The organism is Stenotrophomonas sp. OVS01A, assembly GCF_019969775.1.
Classification (GTDB): domain Bacteria; phylum Pseudomonadota; class Gammaproteobacteria; order Xanthomonadales; family Xanthomonadaceae; genus Stenotrophomonas; species Stenotrophomonas indicatrix.
This window is the reverse complement of record NZ_JAHXYV010000006.1, coordinates 184437-207973: the sequence shown is the minus strand read 5'-3', so window position 1 is coordinate 207973 and position 23537 is coordinate 184437. Positions and strand designations below refer to the sequence as shown.

At 66.6% G+C, this 23537-nt stretch carries 19 protein-coding genes; 10 read left to right on the top strand and 9 right to left on the bottom strand.

Annotation, left to right across the window (positions count from 1 at the left end):
* Positions 1-10: 10 nt before the first annotated feature.
* From LC407_RS18120 to LC407_RS18110, 3 genes are all read right to left on the bottom strand, one after another.
* Positions 11-859 carry a MurR/RpiR family transcriptional regulator gene (locus LC407_RS18120; protein WP_025878243.1) on the bottom strand — a complete coding sequence of 283 codons (849 nt, stop codon included), beginning with the start codon at positions 857-859 and terminating at the stop codon, positions 11-13.
* Between the two features lie 415 nt (positions 860-1274).
* A complete protein-coding gene (locus LC407_RS18115) occupies positions 1275-2369 on the bottom strand; it encodes a dipeptide epimerase (protein WP_025878242.1) in 1095 nt (364 codons plus the stop codon).
* Complete coding sequence (locus tag LC407_RS18110; protein ID WP_223483353.1) at positions 2370-3815, bottom strand: SH3 domain-containing protein; 1446 nt, start codon at positions 3813-3815, stop codon at positions 2370-2372.
* A 132-nt stretch (positions 3816-3947) separates the two neighbouring features.
* Between LC407_RS18110 and LC407_RS18105 the strand changes: the two genes are divergently transcribed.
* The 9 genes from LC407_RS18105 to LC407_RS18065 all read left to right on the top strand — a co-directional run bounded on the left by LC407_RS18105 (position 3948) and on the right by LC407_RS18065 (position 15215).
* Positions 3948-5420, top strand: a complete 1473-nt coding sequence (locus LC407_RS18105; RefSeq protein ID WP_223483352.1) for a transglutaminase domain-containing protein — start codon at positions 3948-3950, stop codon at positions 5418-5420.
* A gap of 50 nt (positions 5421-5470) precedes the next feature.
* Complete coding sequence (locus LC407_RS18100) at positions 5471-8494, top strand: TonB-dependent receptor (protein ID WP_223483351.1); 3024 nt, start codon at positions 5471-5473, stop codon at positions 8492-8494.
* A 55-nt stretch (positions 8495-8549) separates the two neighbouring features.
* Complete coding sequence (locus tag LC407_RS18095) at positions 8550-10103, top strand: serine hydrolase domain-containing protein (protein WP_223483350.1); 1554 nt, start codon at positions 8550-8552, stop codon at positions 10101-10103.
* Positions 10036-10749 carry a M15 family metallopeptidase gene (locus tag LC407_RS18090; protein WP_059065765.1) on the top strand — a complete coding sequence of 238 codons (714 nt, stop codon included), beginning with the start codon at positions 10036-10038 and terminating at the stop codon, positions 10747-10749. The genes LC407_RS18095 and LC407_RS18090 overlap by 68 nt, the downstream gene beginning before the upstream one ends.
* A 550-nt stretch (positions 10750-11299) precedes the next feature.
* Complete coding sequence (locus LC407_RS18085; RefSeq protein ID WP_025878234.1) at positions 11300-11671, top strand: hypothetical protein; 372 nt, start codon at positions 11300-11302, stop codon at positions 11669-11671.
* 227 nt (positions 11672-11898) lie between these two features.
* Positions 11899-12318, top strand: a complete 420-nt coding sequence (locus LC407_RS18080; protein ID WP_025878233.1) for an EF-hand domain-containing protein — start codon at positions 11899-11901, stop codon at positions 12316-12318.
* Between the two features lie 97 nt (positions 12319-12415).
* Positions 12416-13168, top strand: a complete 753-nt coding sequence (locus LC407_RS18075) for an HAD family hydrolase (RefSeq protein WP_025878231.1) — start codon at positions 12416-12418, stop codon at positions 13166-13168.
* A 31-nt stretch (positions 13169-13199) separates the two neighbouring features.
* On the top strand, positions 13200-13688 hold the full coding sequence (locus LC407_RS18070) for a hypothetical protein (RefSeq protein WP_059065769.1): 489 nt from the start codon (positions 13200-13202) through the stop codon (positions 13686-13688).
* Between the two features lie 165 nt (positions 13689-13853).
* Positions 13854-15215: a VOC family protein gene (locus LC407_RS18065; protein ID WP_059065771.1), complete on the top strand. Its 1362-nt coding sequence runs from the start codon at positions 13854-13856 to the stop codon at positions 15213-15215.
* Between the two features lie 128 nt (positions 15216-15343).
* Here the strand turns inward: LC407_RS18065 and LC407_RS18060 are convergent, their stop codons facing one another.
* The gene (locus tag LC407_RS18060) at positions 15344-16858 is read right to left on the bottom strand and encodes an acetyl-CoA hydrolase/transferase family protein (protein WP_080150722.1); all 1515 of its coding nucleotides are present in this window, start codon (positions 16856-16858) and stop codon (positions 15344-15346) included.
* 375 nt (positions 16859-17233) lie between these two features.
* Here LC407_RS18060 and glnE point away from each other — a divergent pair, with 375 nt between their 5' ends.
* A complete protein-coding gene (gene glnE / locus LC407_RS18055) occupies positions 17234-20029 on the top strand; it encodes a bifunctional [glutamate--ammonia ligase]-adenylyl-L-tyrosine phosphorylase/[glutamate--ammonia-ligase] adenylyltransferase (protein WP_223483349.1) in 2796 nt (931 codons plus the stop codon).
* Between the two features lie 671 nt (positions 20030-20700).
* On the opposite strand, the gene LC407_RS18050 is transcribed toward glnE, so the two are convergent.
* The 5 genes from LC407_RS18050 to LC407_RS18030 all read right to left on the bottom strand — a co-directional run bounded on the left by LC407_RS18050 (position 20701) and on the right by LC407_RS18030 (position 23521).
* Positions 20701-21261: a queuosine precursor transporter gene (locus tag LC407_RS18050; protein WP_025878224.1), complete on the bottom strand. Its 561-nt coding sequence runs from the start codon at positions 21259-21261 to the stop codon at positions 20701-20703.
* 74 nt (positions 21262-21335) lie between these two features.
* Positions 21336-21851: a hypothetical protein gene (locus LC407_RS18045; protein ID WP_223483348.1), complete on the bottom strand. Its 516-nt coding sequence runs from the start codon at positions 21849-21851 to the stop codon at positions 21336-21338.
* A 32-nt stretch (positions 21852-21883) separates the two neighbouring features.
* Positions 21884-22378 (bottom strand): hypothetical protein, encoded by a 495-nt coding sequence (locus tag LC407_RS18040; protein ID WP_099782571.1) that lies wholly within the window; start codon positions 22376-22378, stop codon positions 21884-21886.
* 18 nt (positions 22379-22396) lie between these two features.
* On the bottom strand, positions 22397-23245 hold the full coding sequence (locus LC407_RS18035; RefSeq protein ID WP_099782573.1) for a DUF2145 domain-containing protein: 849 nt from the start codon (positions 23243-23245) through the stop codon (positions 22397-22399).
* A gap of 57 nt (positions 23246-23302) precedes the next feature.
* Complete coding sequence (locus tag LC407_RS18030) at positions 23303-23521, bottom strand: hypothetical protein (RefSeq protein WP_032975596.1); 219 nt, start codon at positions 23519-23521, stop codon at positions 23303-23305.
* Between the last annotated feature and the right edge of the window lie 16 nt (positions 23522-23537).

Here is a 23537-nt window from a genome sequence, read left to right as displayed (position 1 = left end):
GGCGCTCCGGTCAGGAATCCAGCAGGTGGTCGATCCGTTCCAGGTTCACCGCCAGCTGCTGCTGGCGATCCGGATTGGCGTGGCAGAGCAGCACGAACAGGAAATCGAGCAGGGCATGCATGGCGCTACGGTACAGCAGCTGCGCAACCTGCGGCGCGCGGTCGTGTGCGCACACCACCAGTGCTGCATCGGCATGCGCACGCAGCGGGTTGGCGGTGTGGCGGGTGATCGACACCACCTTGCCGCCCATGTCCTGGAACTGGCGCGATAGCTGCGAAAGCTGTGGCAACTTGCCGAACTCGGAGAACATCAGCAGCACATCGCCCGGGCGCGCGGCGGACAGGTTGGCCAGCATCAGGATCGGATCGGTATGCGGCACCACCAGCAGGCCGAGCAGCGACAGCCGCATGGCGAATTCGCGCGCGTACAGGCCGTCGTCACCCAGGCCGTACACAAACAGCTTGGGCGCGCCGTCGAGCAGCTGCACGATGCGCTCGATCTCCTCGCGTGGGTTGGCCTGGCGGGTTTCTTCCTCGGCCTGGGCCTTGCTGCGGCGCAGGGCGTCGCCCAGGCGCAGGTAGTCATCGCTGATGTCCGGTTCGGCGGGCGCCTGCTGTGGGTCGGCACCGGCGCGGGCGACGTCCTCGCCGATGGAATATTTCAGGTCCGGGTAGCCCTTGAAGCCGAGCTTCTGGCTGAACTTGACCACGCTGGACTGGCTGATGCCCAGCGCGCTGGCCAGCTGCTGCGAGGAGTAGTCGCGCAGCAGGTGCGCGTTGTCGAGGATGAAGTCGGCGATGCGGCGTTCGATGGCCGACATCTGCCCGCGCTCGGTGCGGATTTTCAGCAGGGGCGGCATGCGGGGCGTCCGATGGTCGTGCGCTGGAGCATAGAGGACCGCGTTGCGGTTGGCGGCGTAGAGCAGAGTATGTGGTGGCTCGGGCGGGTGCCAGCCGCGAAGGGGTTACGGAGTGGGGAAAAAGCAAGAGCAAGGGCATCCACGCATGGCGTGGATCTACCCGGAGCTGCAGTTGAGTCCGCCTTCAAGCGAGCCGAGCACCGCAGGTCCGGCGAGGGCGAAGAGGCGCGGGTGTCTGAGCGCAGCGAGTTCCGCGTCGTCCCTCGGCGGACCGAGGAGCGCAGGGCACCGGCGTGCGCAGCACGTCGGCTCGCGGCCGGCGGAGCGTTTCTTTTGGTTACTTTTCTTTTCGCGAAAAGAAAAGTAACGCCCGACCCAACGTCAGTTGTACGCCAAGCCAGCCGCAAGGCAGAAATCAACCCAGCATCTCCAACCCCCGCACTTCGGTGATGCCCAACCCCGGCACATCGCTGATGCTGATTTCCGACTCGTTGAAGCGCACCCCGCCGCTGACCGGATCGAACTGCCCCAGCGAGGGGCCATCCAGGTCGACCTTGGTGATCACATCGCTCTTGGCTACCGCCAGGTGCACCGCTGCGGCCACGCTGATGCTGGATTCGATCATGCAGCCGATCATGCACGGCACGCCGTAGATGCCGGCGATGTCGGCAATGCGGATTGCGTTGGACAGGCCACCGGTTTTCATCAGCTTGATGTTGATGATGTCGGCGGCGCGCTGCTGGATCAGGTCCATCACCTGGCTCGGACTGAACACGCTCTCGTCGGCCATCACCGGGGTGTTGACCCGATCGGTTACGTACTTCAGGCCGCTGATGTCGGCGGCCTTGACCGGCTGCTCCAGCAGTTCCAGCACCACACCTGCATCTTCCAGCGTTCGCATCGCATGCACCGCCTGCTTGGCGGTCCAGCCCTGGTTGGCATCCAGGCGCAGCAGCGCACGGCCTTCGACGGCGGCATGGATCGCCTTGACCCGCTCGATGTCCACGCCGATGTCCTTGCCGACCTTGATCTTCAGCGACTCGAAGCCGCGTTCGATCGCCGACAGCGAATCGGCCACCATCTTGTCGATGTAGTCCACGCTGATGGTGATGTCGGTGGTGATCACCGGGTCGCCACCACCGAGCATCTGGTACAGCGGCGCGCCATGCAGCTGCGCCCACAGGTCGTACAGGGCGATCTCCACCGCCGCCTTGGCGCTGGTGTTGCGCTCCATCGCGGTCTGCACCAGCGTGCACAGGCGGTTGAGGTTGACCACCTCCTGGCCGATCAGGCGCGGGGCGATGAAGTGCCGGATCGCTTCGATGATCGAGCCGTGGGTATCACCGGTGATCACCGCGGTGGCAGGCGCCTCGCCGTAGCCGGTGTGGCCGCTGTCGGTGCGGATCAGCACCACCACGTCCTCCACGGTTTCCACCGTGCGCAGCGCGGTCTTGAAAGGGGTCTTCAGCGGCACGCGCAGCATGCCCAGTTCGATGGCGGTGATCTTCATTCAGGGGTTCTTGGCACGCAGGCGTTGGATGTTGGTGATGCGATCGATGTAGCGGACGCTGTCGCTGGCCATCATCGGCTCCAGCGGGGTGACCGATACGCCATTGAGGTGGGCCTGCACACGCTTGCCGTCGGCGCCGAACCAGCTGCCGCCCGCGGTATCGTGGATCACCCAGGTGCGGCCATCGACGTGGCCGATGGCCATCATCACGTGGCCGGGGATGTAGACCAGGTCACCCACCTGCAGATTGGTGACGGCGCGGTCGCGCACGGCCTTGCCGTCCTTGGCGGTGAACGGCAAGCGGTCCAGCGCGGGACTGACCGCCTGTGCGCTGGTATTGCGTGGCAGCAGCACGCCGAAGCTGCGGTAGATCTCCGATACGAATCCACTGCAGTCGCGGGTGTCGTAGTCGTGGCCCCAGCCATAGCGCTCGCCGAGGAACTTGAACGCTTGCTGCAGCAGCAGGCGCGGAGTCAGCGGCAGGTAGTCGGCGGCGGTGTCCTGCGAGCGCGGCAGCAGCGCCGGCACCAGCTTCAGGCGGCCATCGGCCTCGCGCACCGGCAGCTGCACCACCCACGAGGCGTGCGCCTGTTGCCCGTTCACCGGCTCGGCGGCGGGCCAGTCGGCCAACACCGGCAGGCGCATGCCCATGTCCAGCTGCAGGCGCGATACGCGCGGTTCTTCGGGTGTGTAGGCGGTGTGCGCTGTGGCGGCGGTGACGATGCGGTACGGGCCCTTCGCGCCGTAGCCGAGCACCGTGGCCTTGTCACCGCTGGCCACCGCGTCGGCTTCGATCCATGCGCTGTAGCGCTCGCTGTGCACGAACAACCAGCGGCCGTCGGTGCTGCGGTGGACGACGGCTACCTTGTCACCGGGAAACAGCGCCGACTCCTGGAAGCGGTCGATGTCGGTATCGCCGACGGTGCTGAAGACACGCTGGCGGGTGGGGAAGGTGCGCAGCGCGGCGCGCTTCACCACCAGGGCGTAGTCCGGCGACACCTGCGACGGAACTGCGTCGAGACCGAGGTTGGCTTCGATCGCGCTGCGCACGTCCGGTGCGATGGCGCGGCCCTTGTCGTCATACAGCGCCCGCGTGGGCCAGCTCGACAGCGCGCCGATGCTGTCACGCACCTGTGCCGTGCTGAGCTGCGCAGGCAGGGTGGCGATGTCCTGGATGTGCTTGTCCTGCGCGCGCATCCGTGCGTTCTGCGCCTCGATCTGCGCGCGGTCCAGGATAGGTGCGTCGGCATTGTCCAGCCGTGCCGCCCAGTAGTCCGCGGTGAGGTAGGCCTCGTGCAGGCCGATCACGTAACGCAGCGGGGCGCCGGGGTCGGGTGCAGGCGTGGCCGCCTGGGTGAATGCGGGTGCGCCCAGCAGGCCCAGGGCCAGTGCCAAGGTCAACCGGTGCGGCCAGTGCCGACGCGGTTCGCGGGAAGCCAGGATCATGCGCTGCACACCCTCCTCGAATGCCTGTTGGAATATTTATTCCTTTCGGCCCCGAAAGCAAGAATAAATTATTGACCGGTCTTCCGGCCCGTGTTACACAGCCGTTACCACCCGCGCTTGGGAAGTGTCGCTGTGGATCCTGCCGTTCGCAAACCGTCTCTGCCTGCCGCTGCCGGCCTGTGTGCCGCGCTGCTGCTGTGGGCGTCGGCGGCACCGGCCGCGGATCCGCGCAGCGCCACTGATCGCGAACGGGAAACGCAGCTGATCGATCTGGTCGACAGCGGTCGTTTCAGCGATGCCGATGCGTTGCTGGCGACCGCTGGCGATGCTGCCGAAAGCGCGTTCCAACGCGAGCGCATGCGCCGCATCAAACTGGATTTCTCCCTTGACCACGCCGCTGCCAAAGCAGCGGTACGCCGCTGGATTCCCGACCTGACCGACGAGGAATTCGCGCGCTGGGACCAGCTTGGCCTGATCGAGCATCTCGACATCGATGGCACGCGCTGGTACTTCAAGCGCGCACCATCGAACCTGTTCCTGCTCAGCGATGAAGCGCGTGCACGCCGCCGCGCGGATGCGCCGATGCCGGCGCCGGGCCCCAACGAGGTGCTCAACGCGCATCACGCGCGCGTGGTTGCCGCCGCCGAACAGAGCGGCATGGCATCCGTGCTGCCGCAGCGCATCGAATTCACCCAATCGTTGACGGTCAAGGCGGATGCCGTACCGGCCGGCGAAACCGTACGTGCCTGGATTCCGTACCCGCGCGAGATTCCCGGCCAGCAGGAGCGCGTGCAGTGGATCGGCAGTGCACCAGGCAAGGCTCGAGTCGCTCCGGCCAGCACCCAGCAGCGCACCGCCTACCTGGAAGCCGCAGCCGTGGCTGGCCAGCCGACGCACTTTGAAATCCGCTATGCGGTGACGATCTTCGCGCGCCACACGGCAATCGATGCGACGAAGGTGCAGGCCACGCCGGATGATCCAGCATTGAAGCCCTATCTGGCCGAGCAGCTGCCGCACGTGCGCTTCACCCCGGCGCTGAAGCTGTTCTCCGACCAGGTGCTGCAGGGCGAGACACGCCCGTATGAAGTGGTACGCAAGCTGTTCGCCGCGGTCGACCGCATTCCATGGGCCGGTGCGCGCGAGTACTCGACCCTCAGCAACATCAGCGACTACGCGTTGCGCGCCGGTCATGCCGATTGCGGGCAGCAGACACTGCTGTTGATCGCCCTGCTGCGCATGAACGGCATTCCCGCGCGCTGGCAATCGGGCATGGTGTTCTCCGACGATGGCAGCGGCTACAACAACCTGCACGACTGGGGACAGGTCTACCTGGCGTCCTACGGCTGGCTGCCGATGGATGTGACCACCGGTGCGCTGGCCAGCGGCACGCCCGCGCTGCGTGACTTCTACCTCGGTGGCCTCGATGGCTACCGCATCGCCTTCAACGACGATCTCGGCCTGGCGTTCGTGCCGGCCAAACAGCACTACCGCTCGGAAACGGTCGACTCGCAGCGCGGCGAGGCCGAGTGGTCAGGCGGCAACCTGTACTTCGACCAATGGAGCTACGACTTCCAGTGGCGGGTACTGCCAGCCGGGCAACGCTAGCGCGACACACCACCCCACCACCATTCAATTCTTGCAGGAGAGAGCAGGGGATGAAGGCTTACAACATCAAGCGGGCGGCCTTGTGCGTCGCCCTCGGCGCGTGTCTGGGCATCATGCTGCCCGCCACGGCCATGGCCCAGAACGTGTCGGGTGCGGTCGCCGGCCGCGCCACCGCGGGCGACCAGATCACCGTCGTCAATGCCGGCACCGGCCTGACCCGGACGGTCACCGTCGGTGCCGACGGCAGCTACCGCCTCGGCCAGCTGCCGGTGGGTGACTATCGGCTGCAGCTCAGCCGCGATGGCCAGACGCTGGGCGAACAGGTGGCGGTAAGCGTCGCTGTCGGCGGCACTACGACCGTCAACCTGGCCAGTGGCGGCGGCGTCACCAACCTCGATGCACTGCAGGTGGTCGGTACCCGCGTGATCAACCGGGTGGATGTCTATTCCACCGAGACCTCATTCAACATCAACCGGCAGGAAATCTCACGGCTTCCGGTGGCACAGGATCTGTCCGCCGTGGCGCTGATGGCACCGGGCGTGGTCGGCGGCAACTCCTCGTTCGGCGGCCTGTCCTTCGCCGGCTCCTCGGTGGCCGAGAACGCAGTCTTCATCAACGGCCTCAACGTTACCGACATGTACACGCGTCGCGGCTTCAGCACGGCCCCGTTTGCGTTCTTCAATGAATTCCAGGTCAAGACCGGCGGCTACTCGGTCGAGTTTGGCCGTTCCACCGGCGGCGTGATCAACGCGGTCACCCGCTCGGGCAGCAACGAGTTCAAGGGCGGCGTGGAAGTCACTGCCGAGCCCAGCGCAGGGCGCTCAAGCGGTGGTGACCATTTCCATCGCGACGGTACGCCGCATTCCTATGGCAGCCGCGACAACAACTCGTTCCTGAAGACCAATGTCTGGGGCTCTGGGCCGATCATCAAGGACAAGCTGTTCCTGTTCGCCATGTACGAGGACCGCAACGACCGCGGCCACAACACCTCGTCCGATGGCAGCACCTGGTTCAAGAACAAGTCCGGCAATGGGTTCTGGGGCACCAAGCTGGACTGGAACATCAATGACAACCACAGCCTGGCGCTGCTGGCATTCTCCGATGAAGGCGATGTCACCAATGCGTCCTACGCCTACGACTGGGATGACAACCGCCTCGGCGACTGGGGCGGTGATTCGATCACCGAGACTGGCGGCAAGAACTGGTCAGCCACCTACACCGGTCACTTCGGACAGAACTTCACCGCACGCGCGATGGTCGGCCAGAACAACCAGCGCGCCTTCACCAACTCGTCGCTGGACCAGGCCTGCAGCCCGGTGTTCACCGACAGCACCTATGGCACCCGCCTGTCCAAGCTGCAGGGCCTGCGCGCCGGCTGCCATCCGACCGGGACCGCCGTGGCCGAACGTGATGACACACGCGACGTGGCGCGCCTGGACTTCGAATGGCAGCTGGGAGACCACCTGCTGCGCTTCGGCGTTGACCGCGAGCTGATGACCACCGACCAGACCACCCGCTATCCCGGGCCGACCGCCTTGAGCTACACCGCCTACGTGGCGCGTCCCGGGGATGAAGTGTGGGACGGCGCCAATGCCTACGTGCCGGCCGGTGTCACCGAGATGCTGCGTGCGCGCAACCGGCAATCCGGCGGCAAGTTCGAGACCGAAGCCAATGCCTTCTACCTGGAAGACATCTGGAACATCACTCCGAACCTGATGCTGAACCTTGGCGTGCGTTGGGACCGCTTCGAAAACCGCACCGCCGCCGGCAAGGCGTTCATCAAGATGGACGATCTGATTGCGCCGCGGGTGGGCTTCTCGTGGGACATGAAGGGCGATGGCAGCACCAAGCTGTTCGGCAACGCGGGTCGTTACTACCTGCCGGTGACCAACAACATCAACGTCAACTTCGCCGGCGGCCTGACCGACGAGTACAGCTACTACGTGCTTGAGGGCTGGGAACGGAAGACCTCGCCTACCGGTTCGGCGTACATGGCGCCGGTCATCGGACAGCAGATCGGGCCGACCGACACCCGCATGAACACCGGCGGTGCCGACCTGCGGCAGAGCGTGGACAAGGACCTGAAAGCGGTCTACCAGGACGAGTACATCCTCGGTTTCCAGAACATGATCAACCAGGCCTGGTCGTGGGGCGTCAACGCCACCTACCGGCGCATGACCCGCGCACTGGATGACATCCGCATCAACTACACCCCGTGCGGACCGACGCCGAGCACGTTGTGGCCGATCGCGAACCCGGGCGAGAGCCTGACCATCTGGGGCGACAAGAGCATCGGCTGCGCCAACGAAGGCTGGATCACCATCGATACCGCCAACAGCGGCTATCGCAAGGGCGGCAGCGGCGAGGTGATCGGTTATTCCAAGCCGAAGCGTACCTACAAGGCGCTGGAATTCCAGATCGATCGCGCATGGGACGAGAAGTGGATGCTCAACGCGTCCTACCTGTGGTCCAAGAGCGAGGGCAATTTCGAAGGGCCGGTGAACTCCGATACCAACTACGGCGACACCGGCATGGTCCAGTTCTGGGATCACCCGGCTACCAATGAACGTTATGGCGTGCTGTTCAATGATTTCCGTCACCAGTTCAAGCTGCGCGCGGCGTATGCGCTGAACAAGCAGTGGTCGTTCGGCACCACGTTGCAGGTGCAGTCCGGCGGCCCGATCACCGCTTATGGCGTCATGTGGCCGAACGATTCGATCGCAGGTGGCAGCACCTCCAGTGAGGGCAGCGGTGGTGGCACCGGCTGGCTGTGCGTGGCCAACTGCTCCGGCCCCTATGACAAACGCCAGTTCGAATACAGCCCGCGTGGTGCCTTCGGTCGCCTGCCGTGGACTTGGACCATGGGCGCGAACGTGACCTGGCGCCTGCCGGTGGAGGGCATCGACCTGAGTGCCCGGCTGTCGGTGTACAACATCTTCAACAACCAGAAGACCATCAACGTGCACCAGCGTTACGAAGCCCAGCCTGGCCAGTACCGCGAGAACACCTTCGCTACCGGTACCCGCTGGCAGGCGCCGCGCTACACCCAGCTGGTGGTGACCTGGAACTTCTGATCGACGAGGATGCGCAGGGCCGGGCGTCGCCCGGCCCTGCCAATGGAGACCGGCCGTGTATCGCCTGCTGACCTTGGCCGCGTTGCTTGCCGCCACCGCCCCAGCAGGGGCGGTGGACACCGCACGCCTGGACGCCGACATCGCCTTCGTGGGCCAGCACGAGCACCTGCCGGGGCTGGCGATGGCGGTGGTCGAGGATGGCCAGGTGGTCTATCGCCACACCGAAGGCGCGCGCGGTGACGGCGGCCGCATCGACGAAGACACGCTGTTCAAGATCGCCTCCAACAGCAAGGCGATGACCGCCGCGCTGCTGGCCACGCTGGTGGAGCAGGGCAAGCTGCGCTGGGACGACCCGGTACGCCGCCATCTGCCGGCGTTCCGCATGCATGACCCGTGGGTGGGCGAACACCTGCAGGTGCGCGATCTGCTGATTCACAACAGCGGCCTCGGCCTGGGTGCCGGTGACCTGATGCTGTGGCCTGAGCCCAATGCCTTCACCCGCAGCGATGTCATCGCCGGGCTGGCACACCTGAAGCCAGTCACCAGTTTCCGCAGCGGCTACGCCTACGACAACCTGATGTACGTCGTTGCCGGTGAGGTGGCTGCGGCCGCCGGTGGCAAGCCGTATGACCAGCTGATGCGCGAGCGGGTGTTTGAACCGCTGGGGATGACCCGTTGCCAGGTGGGCGCATGGTCGGTGAAGCAGGTCGGCAATGTCGCCCAACCGCATGTGCGTCGCGATGGCCGCAATGTGGTGGCCGGTGCCGATGGAACGCTCAGCCCCGATCTGACGTCGATGGCGGCCGGTGGCATCCGCTGTTCGCTGCGCGACATGACGCGCTGGATGCAGGTGCTGCTGGACCCGGCGCTGGCACCGGCGTGGTTGAGCGCCGAGCAACGCCGCATGCTGTGGACGCTGCACATGCCGATGCCGTTAGGCGAACGCCAACGCAAGTGGGACAACGCCCACTTCTATGGCTATGGGTTGGGCTGGCGGGTGTCGGACATGGATGGGCAGTGGAAGGTCGCGCACACCGGTACGCTGTCGGGCATGTATTCCTCGCTGGCGCTGCTGCCGGATCGCAAGGTCGGCGTAGTGATGCTGTTCAACGGCGAGGCCGAAGAAGCCCGCACCGCGCTGATGCAGTCAACACTGAAACAGTTCACCGCGCCGGATGACGCGCAACCTGTGGGGTACTACCTGGCCGAGCTGAAGGCCGATCGTGCCGCGCGTGCCGCCACGGGAAGTCGTGCGCCCTCTACCCGGGCTGCACGCCCGGCTGCAACCACCGATCTGGCGCATTGGCAGGGGCGTTACCGCGATCCCTGGCTTGGCCCCGCCTCGCTATGCCCCACCAGCAATGGCCTGCGCTTCAGCGTGGACAAATCGCCCGCGCTGCAGGCAACGGTGCAGCAGCTGCAGGGTCGCTGGCTGTTGCAGTGGGATACGCTGGAACCCTCGGCGCAGGCGTGGCTGAATCCCGATGCAGGCACGCCGACGCTGGAACTGCGCGCCATCGATCCGGAGATCGACTTCAGCTATGACTTCCAGGACCTGCATTTCACTCGTACTGGCGATTGCCCTGGCAGCGGCGGCCCACGCCGCTGAGCCACCACGCATCTCGCCCGCCACCGACGTCACTGCGGCGGGACTGGTGGAGATCCGCACGCTGTCGCCGCGCATCGAGATGGACATCCGCTACGCCGGTGCCAACAACTTCACCGCTGCGCGCGTGCCCGGCTATGAGGCGCCCGCGTGTTATCTGCTGGCGCCGGTGGCAAAGGCGTTGGCTGCTGTGGAAGCCGACCTGCGCGCGCAGGGTTTTGGCTTGCGTCTCTACGATTGCTATCGCCCGGTGCGCGCGGTGCAGGCGTTCATGGCCTGGGTAAGTGATCCGCAGGAACAGTCGCGCAAGGCGCTGCAGTATCCGGATCTGGACAAGCCGCAGCTGCTGAGCGACGGCTACATCGCCGAGCGCTCCGGCCACAGCCGTGGTGCCACCGTGGATCTGGGCCTGCTGGATTGCCGCAGCGGGCGCTGTACGCCGATGGACATGGGCACCGACTTCGATTTCTTCGGCCCGCGCGCGCATACGCAGACGCCCGACCTGAATGACGCGCAGAAGGCCAACCGCCAGCAGCTGGTACAGGCGATGGCACGGCGTGGTTTCGCCAACTATGCGCAGGAGTGGTGGCACTACACGCTGCAGCCCGAGCCGGACCCCGGTACCGCCTACGACGTGCCAGTGCGGTAAGGGGTTGTCGGCAGGGCTGCGCCCTGCACCCGCCGAATCGACGGCAACAGCAACAGCAACAGCAACAGCTGGCATTCCGTGGGATGGCGGGGTGGGTCCGGTTGCGGGGGACGCTGCAAGTACGTCCCTGTAAGCTCGGTCGCGCCATCCATGGCGCTCACGCCCCCGCAACCGGACCCACCCCGCCTTCGACAGATTTCCGCGATCTGTCGGAATGGCTTGGCGTGCTCCTGGTGGGTGTCGACCTTGGTCGACACAGTAGATCCACGCCATGCGTGGATGTTCTTCGTTCAATTGTCGAAATATTCGATTCGATGGAAATCCATCCACGCATGGCGTGGATCTACTGAAGCCGCCGGTACTCGTCTGGGGAAGAGCCCCCTGAGTCAGGGGGCGGCCGCGAAGCGGCGGGGGTGTGGAAGCTGGTAAGGGGGGCCCGCGGTTCGCGCAGCGAAGCGTGGGAGCGACAGCGCGTATGCGATGGCGCGTACCAGGGCGCAGCCCTGCCGATACGCCTTACACTGGCCGCCTTCTCCTGCGTCCCCGCCCGATGAACCTTCCCCTGCATTTCGGCCTGCTCGGTACGCTCGAGGCGGGTCTCATCGCCCTGCTGGTCGGCCTGCTGGTGTATTTCCTGTGGCACCACCTGTGCCGACTGCTGCACTGGACCGTGGGTCATGCGATCGGCTGGTCGTGCGTGATCGCGGTGATCATCTCCGCCGGCATCGATGCCTGGAAGCTGTTCTACATGGGCATCGTGCGGTTGGAGTCGCCGCTGTATGCGCGCCTGTTCCTGTCCACCATCCACGATCCGAACGAACTGGGCAGCCGCGTGGTGCTGGAGATCGCCGGTGCGCTCTCCGGTGTTGCATTGGGATGGGTGTTGTTCAGTTCGCGGTCATCGGAAAAAACCGTCGACTGACGCAGGTTTTTCGTTCGCTGCCGGTTAAATCCTGCAGCGCTGAATGCTCGTCTTACTACCTGCTCACTTCGCACTAACCACCGCGCTAACGCATGCGTCTGCGCCAGTGGTTAACCATGCGTGTTCGAGGGAATCGCGGCGCAAAATCGATTCAGAAACGCGGTGGCAGGGTAGGTGCCGTGCGGAGACAACGACCGCGCACTACCACCCTTCAGGAGACACCCCAGATGACTATTCGCAACCGCAAGCCCCTGATCGCCCTGATCGTCGCCGCCGGCAGCGTGTTGGCCATCCCGGCGATGGCGCAGTCGGCCAAGCAGCAGGCCGCGCATGCACAGAACGAAGCGGCACAGGCCCAGCAGGCGGCGGCACAGGCAGGCCAGGCGGCTGACCAGGCCACCGACGCGGCCGCAGCAGCCTCGGCGCAGGCCAACGGCGGTGGCCAGACGTGGGCCAGCATCGATACCGATGGCAACGGCACCATCAGCAAGAGCGAGTCGCAGGTGAATGCGGGCCTTGCGCAGGTGTTCGACCAGGCGGATGCCAACAAGGACGGCCAGTTGAGCGCCGACGAGTACAAGGCCTACGTGGCCGCCCAGCAGGCGGGTGCCGGCGCGGGTGGCACGGCCGCAGGCCAGGGTCGCTGATCCACGGTTGAATTCGGGACAACCGGTGCATGGGCAACCCGGGTGGCTTCGGCCACCCGGGTTTTTTTCGTCATCGCCGCGCCTGTATCCTAGGGCGATGAACACCTCCACGCCTGCGCCCTCGCGCGCCATCGGCCTGGTCGGTTTTGACGGTGACGACACGCTGTGGAAGAGCGAGGACTACTACCGCAAGGCCGAGCAGGATTACCTGGACCTGCTGTCGCGCTACATCGACGTCCACGACACCCAGACCGCCCGCCACCTGCTGGAAGTGCAGCAGCGCCACCTCGGCGTGTTCGGTTACGGGGTGAAAAGCATGACGCTGTCGATGATCGAAGCGGCCATCGAGATCACCTCGCAGCGGATCGAAGCCAAGGACATCCAGCGCATCCTCGATATCGGCCATGACACCCTGCGCCACCCGGTCGAACTGATCGACGGCGTACGCGAGTCGGTGGCGGCCATAGCCGCGCGGTACCCGGTGGTGCTGATCACCAAGGGCGACCTGTTCCACCAGGAAGCCAAGATCAAGGTCGCGGCGCTGGCGGACCTGTTCCCGCGCATCGAGATCGTGTCCGAGAAGGACCCGGAAACCTATGCCCGCGTGCTGGCCGAATTCGACCTGCCGATGCAGCAGTTCGTAATGGTCGGCAATTCGCTGCGCTCGGACATCGAACCGGTGATCACCCTCGGCGGCTGGGGTATCCACACCCCCTACGCAGTGACCTGGGCGCACGAGACCCAGCACGGCGTGGCCGACGACGAACCACGCATGGTCAACGCCGATACCGCCTGGGACTGGCCGGCGGCGCTGGCGACGATCGAGGCCAAGGCCGCTGCCGCGGCCTGACACGGCGCGGCGGCTGCGGCAGAATCGAAGGATGAAACTGCCACTGCGCGCCCTGCTGTTGTCCCTGCTGCTGGCGCCGGCCATCGTGCTGGCGCAGCAGACCGCCGAACGTTCGGCGACCTATGAGGTGGATACCGGCGATGCCTGGGTCGACACCCAGCTGGCCGACATCAACCACTACGCCGAGCGTTACCCCGATGCCTTCCTCGACGAGGTATCGCGCTATGCCGGTGTACCGCGCGGTTACATCGCCGCGCTGGCCACCACCCACCGGTGGCAGGCCGGCGACATCTATTTCGCCTGTTTCTGGGCCAAGGCCAGTGGCCAGACCTGCCGCGACAGCGTGCGCGCCTTCAGCCAGGACCCCGAGGGCGGCTGGGCCGAGGTGGTGAAGCGGATGCCGGCCAAGCCGCAGAACCTGCACTACCGCGCCGTACGCCACGCCATCGTGGCCAGCTACGAGCACTGGGATCGGCCGATCGCCCTCGATGCCACGCTGAAGCGCCAGCTCAAACGGTAGTGCCGGCCGCTGGCCGGCAACTGCATGCCCCCGACGCACGGTGGTTGCCGGCCAGCGGCCGGCACTACCCATCGCAGGTCATGTTGCTCTGCGTATCGCCGCCGCCGCGCGCTCCGGCGACAATACGGGTCCGAGCTGTTCCCCGTTCCCGTAATCGAGTGACTGATGAGCGCCTCTTTCGTTTCGCCTGATGTGATCCGCCGCCTGTTCGCCCAGGCCATGTCCCGCATGTACCGCACCGAAGTGCCGTTGTACGGCACGCTGGTGGAACTGGTGGAGCGGATCAACACGCAGGTCCTGGCGCAGGACCCGGCGCTGGCCGCGCAGCTGCTGCGCAACGACGAGCGTGCCCGCCTGGATGAAGAACGCCATGGCGCGATCCGCGTCGGTACCCCGCAGGAACTGGCAACCCTGCGCCGCCTGTTCGCGGTGATGGGCATGTACCCGGTGGGCTACTACGATCTGTCGGTGGCCGGCGTGCCGGTGCATTCCACCGCCTTCCGCCCGCTGACCGCCGCTGCGCTGGCACTGAACCCGTTCCGCGTGTTCACCTCGCTGCTGCGCCTGGAGCTGATCGAAGACGAGGCGCTACGCGCACAGTCGGCCGAGATCCTCGCCCGCCGCCGCATCTTCACCGACGAGGCACTGGCGCTGATCGACCAGGCCGAGCGTGACGGTGGCCTGACCCAGGCCGATGCCGAGCGCTTCGTCGAACAGGCGCTGGAGACCTTCCGCTGGCATGGTGACGCCACCGTCGACCTGCCGACCTACCATGCCCTGCACAAGGCGCACCGGCTGGTGGCCGACGTGGTCAGCTTCCGTGGCCCGCACATCAACCACCTGACCCCGCGCACGCTGGACATCGACGCTGCGCAGGCGGCGATGATCGAGCACGGCATGGCCGCCAAGGCGGTGATCGAGGGCCCGCCGCGCCGCGCCTGCCCGATCCTGCTGCGGCAGACCAGCTTCAAGGCACTGGAAGAGGCGGTGCACTTCCCGGGCAACGAGGGCGGCGACGCCGGTACCCATACCGCGCGCTTCGGCGAGATCGAGCAGCGTGGCCTGGCGCTGACCGCCAAGGGCCGCGCGCTGTACGACCAGCTGCTGACGCAGGCGCGCGATGCCGACGGCGCGGGCAGCACCGGTGGCGACTATGGGCAGCGCCTGCAGGCGGTGTTCGCCAGCTTCCCGGATGACCACGACACCCTGCGCCAGGAAGGCCTGGGGTATTACCGCTACCAGCTGACCGACGCTGGCCGCGCCGCGCCGGAGCGCGTGGCCGATCTGCCGGCCGAAGTGCTGGTTGCCGCGGGCCTGGCCACGGCCGATCCGATCGTCTACGAGGACTTCCTGCCGGTCAGTGCCGCAGGCATCTTCCAGTCGAACCTGGGCGGCGGTGAGCAGCGCGCGTACGCCGCCCATGCCAATCGCGAGGCCTTCGAACAGGCGCTGGGTGCGGCGGTGAACGATGAGTTCGAGATCTACGAGCGCATCCAGGCCGAATCGCTGGCGAGCCTGCGCACCTGATGCGGCACACCCGCCGGGCATGGCCCGGCGCTACCAAGGTGCGATGCGGGACACCGCCGGGCATGGCCCGGCGCTACCAAGGTGCGATGCGGGGTAGCGCCGGGCCATGCCCGGCGAACCGGCAATACTCAGGCCTTCATGGTGCCCGTATCCAGCCACCGCTGGTGCCACGACAGCGCCTCCGGCAGCAGGTGCGGGGTGTGCTTGCCGTAGCTCTCGCGGCTGGCGCGGTCGAAGTAGTCCTGCAGCTGCGCGCGGAAATCCGGGTGCGCGCAGTTGTCGATCAGCACCTGCGCGCGCTTGCGCGGGGTCAGGCCACGCAGATCGGCCAGGCCCTGTTCGGTCACGATCACCGACACGTCGTGCTCGGTATGGTCGACATGGCTGGCCATCGGCACGATCGCCGAAATGGTGCCGTTCTTCGCCGTCGACGGGCTCAGGAACGCAGACAGGAAACCATTGCGCGCGAAGTCGCCCGAACCGCCGATGCCGTTCATGATCCGCGTGCCCATCACGTGCGTCGAATTGACGTTGCCGTAGATGTCCACCTCGATCATGCCGTTCATGCCGATGCAGCCCAGGCGGCGCACCAGTTCCGGATGGTTGGAGATTTCCTGCGTGCGCATGATGATGCGCTCGCGGTAGAAATCGATGTTCTCCTTGAACGTCTCGTTGGCCTGCGGGCTCAGTGCGAAGCCGGTGCACGAGGCATAGCTCAGCACGCCGTCGCGCAGCAGGTCGAGCATGCCGTCCTGGATCACTTCGGTGAACGCGGCCAGGTCGCGGAAACCACTCTTGGCCAGGCCGGCCAGCACTGCATTGGGGATGTTGCCCACGCCCGACTGCAGCGGCAGCAGGTTGGCCGGCAGGCGGCCGCGTTTCACTTCGTGCTGCAGGAACTCGATCAGGTGCGCGGCGATCTGCTCGCTGGTCGCATCGATCGGGCTGAACGGGCTGTTGCGGTCCGGGCCATTGGTGCGCACCACGGCCACGATCTTGTCCGGGTCGCAGCGCAGCGCGGTCTCGCCGATGCGGTCGTTGGCATTGACCAGCGGAATCGGCTTGCGGTGCGGCGGCAGCGCGGTGCCGTAGTAGATGTCATGCATGCCATCCACGCCGGCCGGCTGCCACTCGTTGACCTCGATGATCACCTTCTTGGCCAGGTCCAGCCAGGTCTTGTTGTTGCCCAGCGAGGTGGACGGCACCAGCGAGCCATCCTCGCGGATCGCCGAGACCTCGACCACGGCGGTATCGATCTCACCGTAGAAGCCGAACCAGACGTGCTGGGCGACGTGGCTGAGGTGGATGTCGATGTAATCCAGCTTGCCCTCGTTGATGCGGTTGCGCGCATCCGGGTCGCTCTGGAACGGCATGCGCATGGCGATGCCATCGGCCTTGGCCAGCGCGCCATCGAGTTCCGGCGCGGTGGAGGCGCCGGTCATCAGGCTGATCTGGAAGGGCAGGCCCTGGGCATGCACCGATTCGATGCGGCGGGCCAGCTCAACGGGAACGGCCTTGGGGTAACCGGAGCCGGTAAAGCCGCTCATGGCCACGGTTTCACCGGGCTGGATCAGCGCGGCTGCGGCCTCGGCGGAGACCACGCGGTCACGAAGACGCGCGTTGGCGATGCGATCAACAGTCATGACGACAGCGTTTCTGGGGGGAATCCCGATTATCGGCCATCCCCTGCCGTACGGGGCGTTCTACCTTCGTGGAATGGTGTTTCCGGCAACGCCTCTCCCATACCCGTCAGTTTTGTTTTGCAGTGCAGCGTGCAAAGTACTTTCGTACACCGCACGATGGCCCTGCATCCCGACGTGGGGGAGGGAGCAGAGCCCGCTGGCAGTTCGCTGCAAGCGGGCTTTTTTATTGCCTGTCGCCCAAGATGAATGCGCGGCCTCCATTATCGGTAGTGCCGGCCGCTGGCCGGCAACCCCAGCAACCTTCGGCGATATCGCAGCAAGCGGTCACAGCTCTTCGCCGTTGGCAAAGAGATGCGACCCCGCGAGAATCAGTGCATGACCCTCGCCCCCGCCGAATTGCCCGCCACCCTGCAGCCCCTCGTCCACCGCGCGCTGGCGCGCCTGGCCCAGGCAGTGCCCGATCCCATCCCGGCAGAACTGCAGCCGCTGCTGGTGCAGCTGGCCATCAGCAGCGACTTCGCCCTGGACACCCTGGTGCGCCAGCCCGGCCTGCTGGCACAGCTGGCCGCGCCGGGCTGCCCGCCGCTGCCGGCGCCGGTGCTCGACCCGCTGCAGCCCAGCGACTGGCCGGCACAACTGCGACGCTGGCGCACGGCGATGTCCACCCGCTTGATCTGGCGCGACCTGGCCGGGCTGGATGACGTGCCGCAGACTCTGGCGGGCGCTACCGCGTTGGCCGAGGACTGCCTGCGCTTGGCGCTGGACGCCCTGCAGCAGGAGTTCGCCCAGCGCCACGGGGTGATCACCGATGACCACGGCCAACCGCAGCAGCTGGTGGTGTTCGGGCTGGGCAAGCTGGGCGGTGGCGAGCTCAACTTCAGTTCCGATGTCGATCTGGTCTACGCCTACGTGCAGGGCGGTGAATCCGACGGTCCGCGCGCGTTGGCGGCCGAAGAGTATTTCGCCCGGCTCGGCCAGCGCCTGGCCAAACTGCTGGATGAAACCACCGTCGATGGCTTCAGCCATCGAGTCGACCTGCGCCTGCGCCCGTTCGGCAGCGCGGGCCGCGTCGCACTGTCATTCGCTGCGATGGATCAGTACTTCCAGCGCGAAGGCCGTGACTGGGAGCGCTATGCCTGGTTGAAGGCGCGCGCGGTGGCGGGCGATATCGCCGCTGGCGAGGCCTGGCTGCAGACCCTGCGTCCGTTCGTGTACCGCCGCTACCTGGATTTCACCGCGCTCGACGGCCTGCGCGAGATGAAGGCGGCTATCACTGCAGAAGTCGCCCGGCGCGAGATGCACGACGATATCAAGCGCGGTGCCGGTGGCATCCGCGAGATCGAATTCCTGTGCCAAGCGCTGCAGCTCATTCGCGGTGGCCGTGAGCCGGTGCTGCGTGAGCGGCGGTTGCTGGTCGCGCTGGATGCCCTGGTGGCTGCCGGGCAGATCGCTCGCGATGATGGCGCCGCACTGCGCGAGGCCTATCTGTTCCTGCGCCGGCTGGAAAACCGTTTGCAGATGCTGCGCGATGCGCAGACCCATGTGCTGCCCAGCGATACGCTGGATCGCGAGCGGATTGCCGTCGGCCTGGGCTATGCCGATTGGGATGCGCTGCGCGAGGCACTACGTGTGCAGCAGCAGCGCGTCAGTACCGAGTTCGGTGCGCTGCTGGCACCACGCAAGGGCCAGGCAGCGCCGGATGCGCTGGCCAACTACTGGCGCAGCCTGCCCGAAGGCAGCAACGCGCCGCTGCTGGCCGAGGCCGGTTTCCTCGATGCCAATGGCGCCGATCAGTCACTGCGCGATTTCGCCCAGGGTACGGGCGTGAAGTCGCTGTCCGATGCGGCGCGTGCGCGACTGGACCGCGTACTGCCGGCACTGCTGCACGCGGCCACCCGTTCACCGCAGCCCGATGCCGCACTCAAGCGCGTGCTCGGCCTGCTGCAGGCGGTCCTGCGCCGCACCAGCTACCTGGCGCTGCTGGACGAACAGCCCAGCGCACTCGCGCGACTGGTCGACGTGCTGGCACGCAGCGCGCTGCTGGCCGAGCGCCTGGCCGCGTATCCGCTGCTGCTGGACGAACTGCTGGACGTACGCGTGTCCGGGCCGATGCCCGACGCCGCCGGCATGCTGGCCGAATGCCGGCAGGTGCTGCCGGTGGAAGATCCCGAATCGCAGCTGCGCTGGCTCAATGAAACTCGCCTGGCGTTGAGCTTCCGCATGGCCATGGCCACGCTGGATGGCCGCCAGGGCGCGGTCGACAGCACCCGGCAACTGGCCGAACTGGCGCAGGCGGTAGTCATCACCGTGTTGGCGATGGCCGAGGCCGATATGCACGCCGCGCACGGCGCTATCGCCGGCGGCCGCTTCGCGATTATCGGTTACGGCAGCCTGGGCGGCCTGGAGCTGGGTTTCGGCTCGGATCTGGACCTGGTGTTCCTGCACGATCACCCGCCGGGTGTGGAAGCCAGTGACGGCGCGCGCCCGCTGGAGCCGGGCCGCTGGTATGCGCGCCTGGCCCAGAAGGTGATGGCGCTGCTGGCTGCAGTCACCGCCGCCGGCCGCCTGTACGACATCGACGTGCGCCTGCGTCCGGATGGTGGCAAGGGCTCGCTGGTGTCTTCGCTGGCCAGCTACACCGAGTACCAGCGCGATCGCGCATGGACCTGGGAGCACCAGGCGCTGGTGCGCGCACGCGGCGTGGCCGGCGATGCCAGCCTGCTGCAGGATTTCGAACAGGTACGTGCGCAGACCCTGGGCCGCGAACGTGATCGCGCAACGCTGTATGCCGATGTGGTGAAGATGCGCGGGCGCATGCGCACCGAATTGGACCGCAGCGATGCCGCGCGACTCGACCTGAAGCAGGGCGCGGGTGGCGTGGTCGACCTGGAATTCCTGCTGCAGACCGGCGTGCTGGCATGCAGTGCGCAAACCCCGGCATTGCTGCAGCCTCGTGCCACGCCTGCATTGATCGACGCGCTGGCGGCGGCGGAGTTCCTGCCCGAAGCGACCGCACAGGCGCTGCATGGCGCGCATGCCGCGCTGCTGGAGGTCGGGCTGGCCTGCACGCTGGATCGCCGGCCGCGCTTGGCACCGACCACGCCGGCCATCGAAGAGGCGTGTGCGGCGATCCGCGCCGCGTGCATCGCCGCGGAGCTGCCGTTCGCCTGAGTGCTTGCAATGGCGGTAGCAGCTTTGGGTAGGTGCCGACCGTGGCACCCACCAGATCAATGGTCTGGCGATGGCTTTTCATTGGTAGGTGCCGACCGTTGGTCGGCACAATCCCTCAGCTGCGATGAACCCTGAAGAAGCGTGCCGACCAACGGTCGGCACCCACCGGGTTCAAGGAGTGCGCCAACCAAGGTTGGCAGCTACCGGATCAATGGTCTGGCGATGGCTTTTCATTGGTAGGTGCCGACCGTTGGTCGGCACAATCCCTCAGCTGCGATGAACCCTGAAGAAGCGTGCCGACCAACGGTCGGCACCCACCGGGTTCAGGGAGTGTGCCAACCAAGGTTGGCAGCTACCGGATCAATGGTCTGGCGATGGCTTTTCATTGGTAGGTGCCGACCGTTGGTCGGCACAATCTCTCAGCTGCGATGAACCCTGAAGGAGCGTGCCGACCAACGGTCGGCACCCACCGGGTTCAGGGAGTGTGCCAACCAAGGTTGGCAGCTACCGGATCAAGGGCCCGGCGATGGCCGTCCATTGGTAGGTGCCGACCGTTGGTCGGCACAATCTCTCAGCTGCGATGAATCCTGGAGAAGCGTGCCGACCAACGGTCGGCACCCACCGGGTTCAGAGAGTGCGCCAACCAAGGTTGGCACCTACCGGTGAGGCGGTCAGCCCGCTGTACGCAGCGGCGCCATCTTCCACAGCAGCGCGCGGAACGGGGCCAGCAGGCACACGCCGATCGCCAGCTTCACCGCTAGGTCGCCCGCCGCCCAGCTCACCCACGGCAGGGTGGAACCGGCGAAGGCGATCGACCAGAAGATCGTGGTGTCCACCGTAGCGCTGCAGGTGGTGGCCACCATCGGTGCGCGCCACCAGCTGCCGCGGCGCAGGCGATCGAATACGGTGATGTCCAGCAACTGGGCCACGATGAAGGCCGAGCACGAGGCGATCGCAATGCGCGGCGTCGCCACCCACACCGACAGCAGCACCGCCACCGCAAACCCGATCCACGCCACGCGGCGGGCCGGGCCCGGGCCGAAGCGGCGGTTGATCAGGTTGCTGACCAGAAAGGCCACCGGGTAGCTGAAAGCACCCCAGGTCAGCCAGTCATTGATCGGGTACTGCACCAGCACGTTGGACAGCAGCACCACCGCGCCCATGGCCAGCACCGCCAGCACCAGGGCGCGGGCGGTCAATGGGGCAAAAACAGGCGCAGGACGCACGGACATGGCGAGCCAGAGGACAAAGGGGATCGCCCATTATCCGCCCGGCCCGCCGCAAAGCCAAAAACGGCCGTTCAGTTTTACAGCTGCTCGCTCAGCGCGTCGCCGGCGGCATAGGCGGTCGGCACATAGGCCAGGGCCTTGCCCTCACTGTTCTTCACTGTCCAGCCGGCACCGGCATCGGTCGGGTCGAAGCGCACCTGCTGGCCGACCACGAAACCGGCCACCGGGTCTTCGCCCTCGATCGCCGGCCACTGCAGGGTGGCGGTCTGGTCGGCCTTGTCCGGCACCTGCAGCTGCACCTGGCGCTCGCCAGCGGCGGTGGTCGCCACCTGCTTCACTTCCATCGGCGGCAGCGGTACCGCAGGGGTGCGCTCGGCCACCCGGCCATTGCGCTCGCTGGCCTTGAACGGCGCCTTGGACAGCGCGGCCAGGCCCATCGAGGTGGCCAGCGGAACCGATACCACGATCAGCGAAGTGACCAGCACGCTGGCCTGGCCGCTGTTGATGTGCGGGGCGGCGCCAGCGTGCACGGTCGGCACCGTCAGGGCCGAGAGCAGCAGGGCGGCGGCGGGGGCGCGCAGGGAACGAAGCATGGTGACCTCCTGGTCAGGATGAAGGCAGCGGCTCAGCGCTGCGTATCGAAAATGTCGCGGGGGCCGGTGGCCTCGGGCAGGTATTCCAGTGGGCGGCCCTGGTTGTCGCTCACCCGCCAGCCGTTGCCCGATTCAGCAGGCTCGAAATTCACGGTCTGGCCCACGTTGAACTGCACGGCCGGGTCACCGGGCCGCTTGGGCCATTGCATGGACGCGGTGTTCTGCGGGTTGGCGGGGTCCTGCAGCAGCACTTCACGGCGACCATCGACGGTGGTGGAGATGGCGCTGACCTGCATCTGCGGCAGCTTCACCCGCGGGCCCTGGCCGGGGGGCATGCCCGCATCGTTGGTTTCCCCAGCCGCGGCTGCGCGCGCCCGTTCCACCATCGGCGCGGACATCTCCAGGCTCGGCCCCTCGGGCACGCTGTTCTGGATGATCACGATGCGGCGCTCGGCATGTGCCGGCGCTGCAGACAACAGGCTGCCGCACAGAAGCACGGCCAACGCGGAAAACTGCAGGTTGCGCATCATCTTCTCCTTGCCAGGTCAGGGCGCAGCGGCGGCAGTGTCGGCCGTCGCATGCGCAATGGTCAGTTCCTGCTGCAGCTGGCTGCGCTGGTGCAGGAAGTCGAATACCGATTCCACCGTCACCACCGAGTAGTTGCCGGAAATGCGTTCGCTGGCCGGATGGTCGGTGGTGGTGGCGTTGGCCACGAACAAGCGCGCACCCACGCGCTTGCCCAGGCCGATATGCAGCACGCTGGGCTGGTACTTCTGGGCGCGCAGCCATTGCTGTGCCTGTTCGCGCTTGACGATGACCGGGCCCCCTTCGGCCTGCGCCATCGCTGCGGCCAGCACTTCCAGGATCCACTGGTTGGAATTCTGGAAGTCGGTGGCGAACGGATAGGCCACCACGTTGTAGTTCGATTCGTGCAGCGCCTTGGGCTGAATCGCTGGCGCTGCCAGCATCCGCTTCAGTGCAGCCTGCAACGCCGGGGGCGGCACGCCGATGCGCAGATCGGTATGGGTACCGCTTTCACCGACGAAATTGCCCAGGCCCTCGCGGTACAGCTGCGAGCTGTCGGTCTTGCAGCGGTTGAGCAGGTGCATCGCGCGCCAGCGGCCGTCGTCCTCGCGCAGCAGGAAGGCCAGGTGGCTGTGGCGCAGGCCGTAGCGGCTCAGGTCCTGGCCGCCACGCGCGGCGATCACCACGTCCACGTCGGGCAGCGCATCCAGGCGCTCGGCCGTGGTCCACGCCACATCGAACATCGCCGCCTGCGCGGCCACGCTGGGGTAGCGCTCGCGGCAGGTGCCGCTGTCGGCCCATGCCGGCACGGTGGCCAGCAGGCCCATCGACAGCAGCAGGGCGCAGCGCAGGCGATGCAGACGTTCCATGTATACCGCTCCAGACGCGGGCAGGCCCGCGCGCCGATCATACCCGCATCGCTGGAATCAGCGCTCCACGCCCTTGCGCCGCAGTTCCTTGTCGCACGCATCGCTGATCGGCGCGATCGGCAACGGCGGGCGCTCGTTGCGCGGATTGCGCAGGGCCGGCTGCTCGCGGTAGGCATCCAGTTGCTGCTGGCAGGCGTGCGAGAGCGGGTCCAGTTCGGTAGGGGTGGTGGAGCAGGCGGCCAGCAGGGCCAGCGGCAGTAGAAGCAGGGTACGCATGGGGGACGTCCAGTCC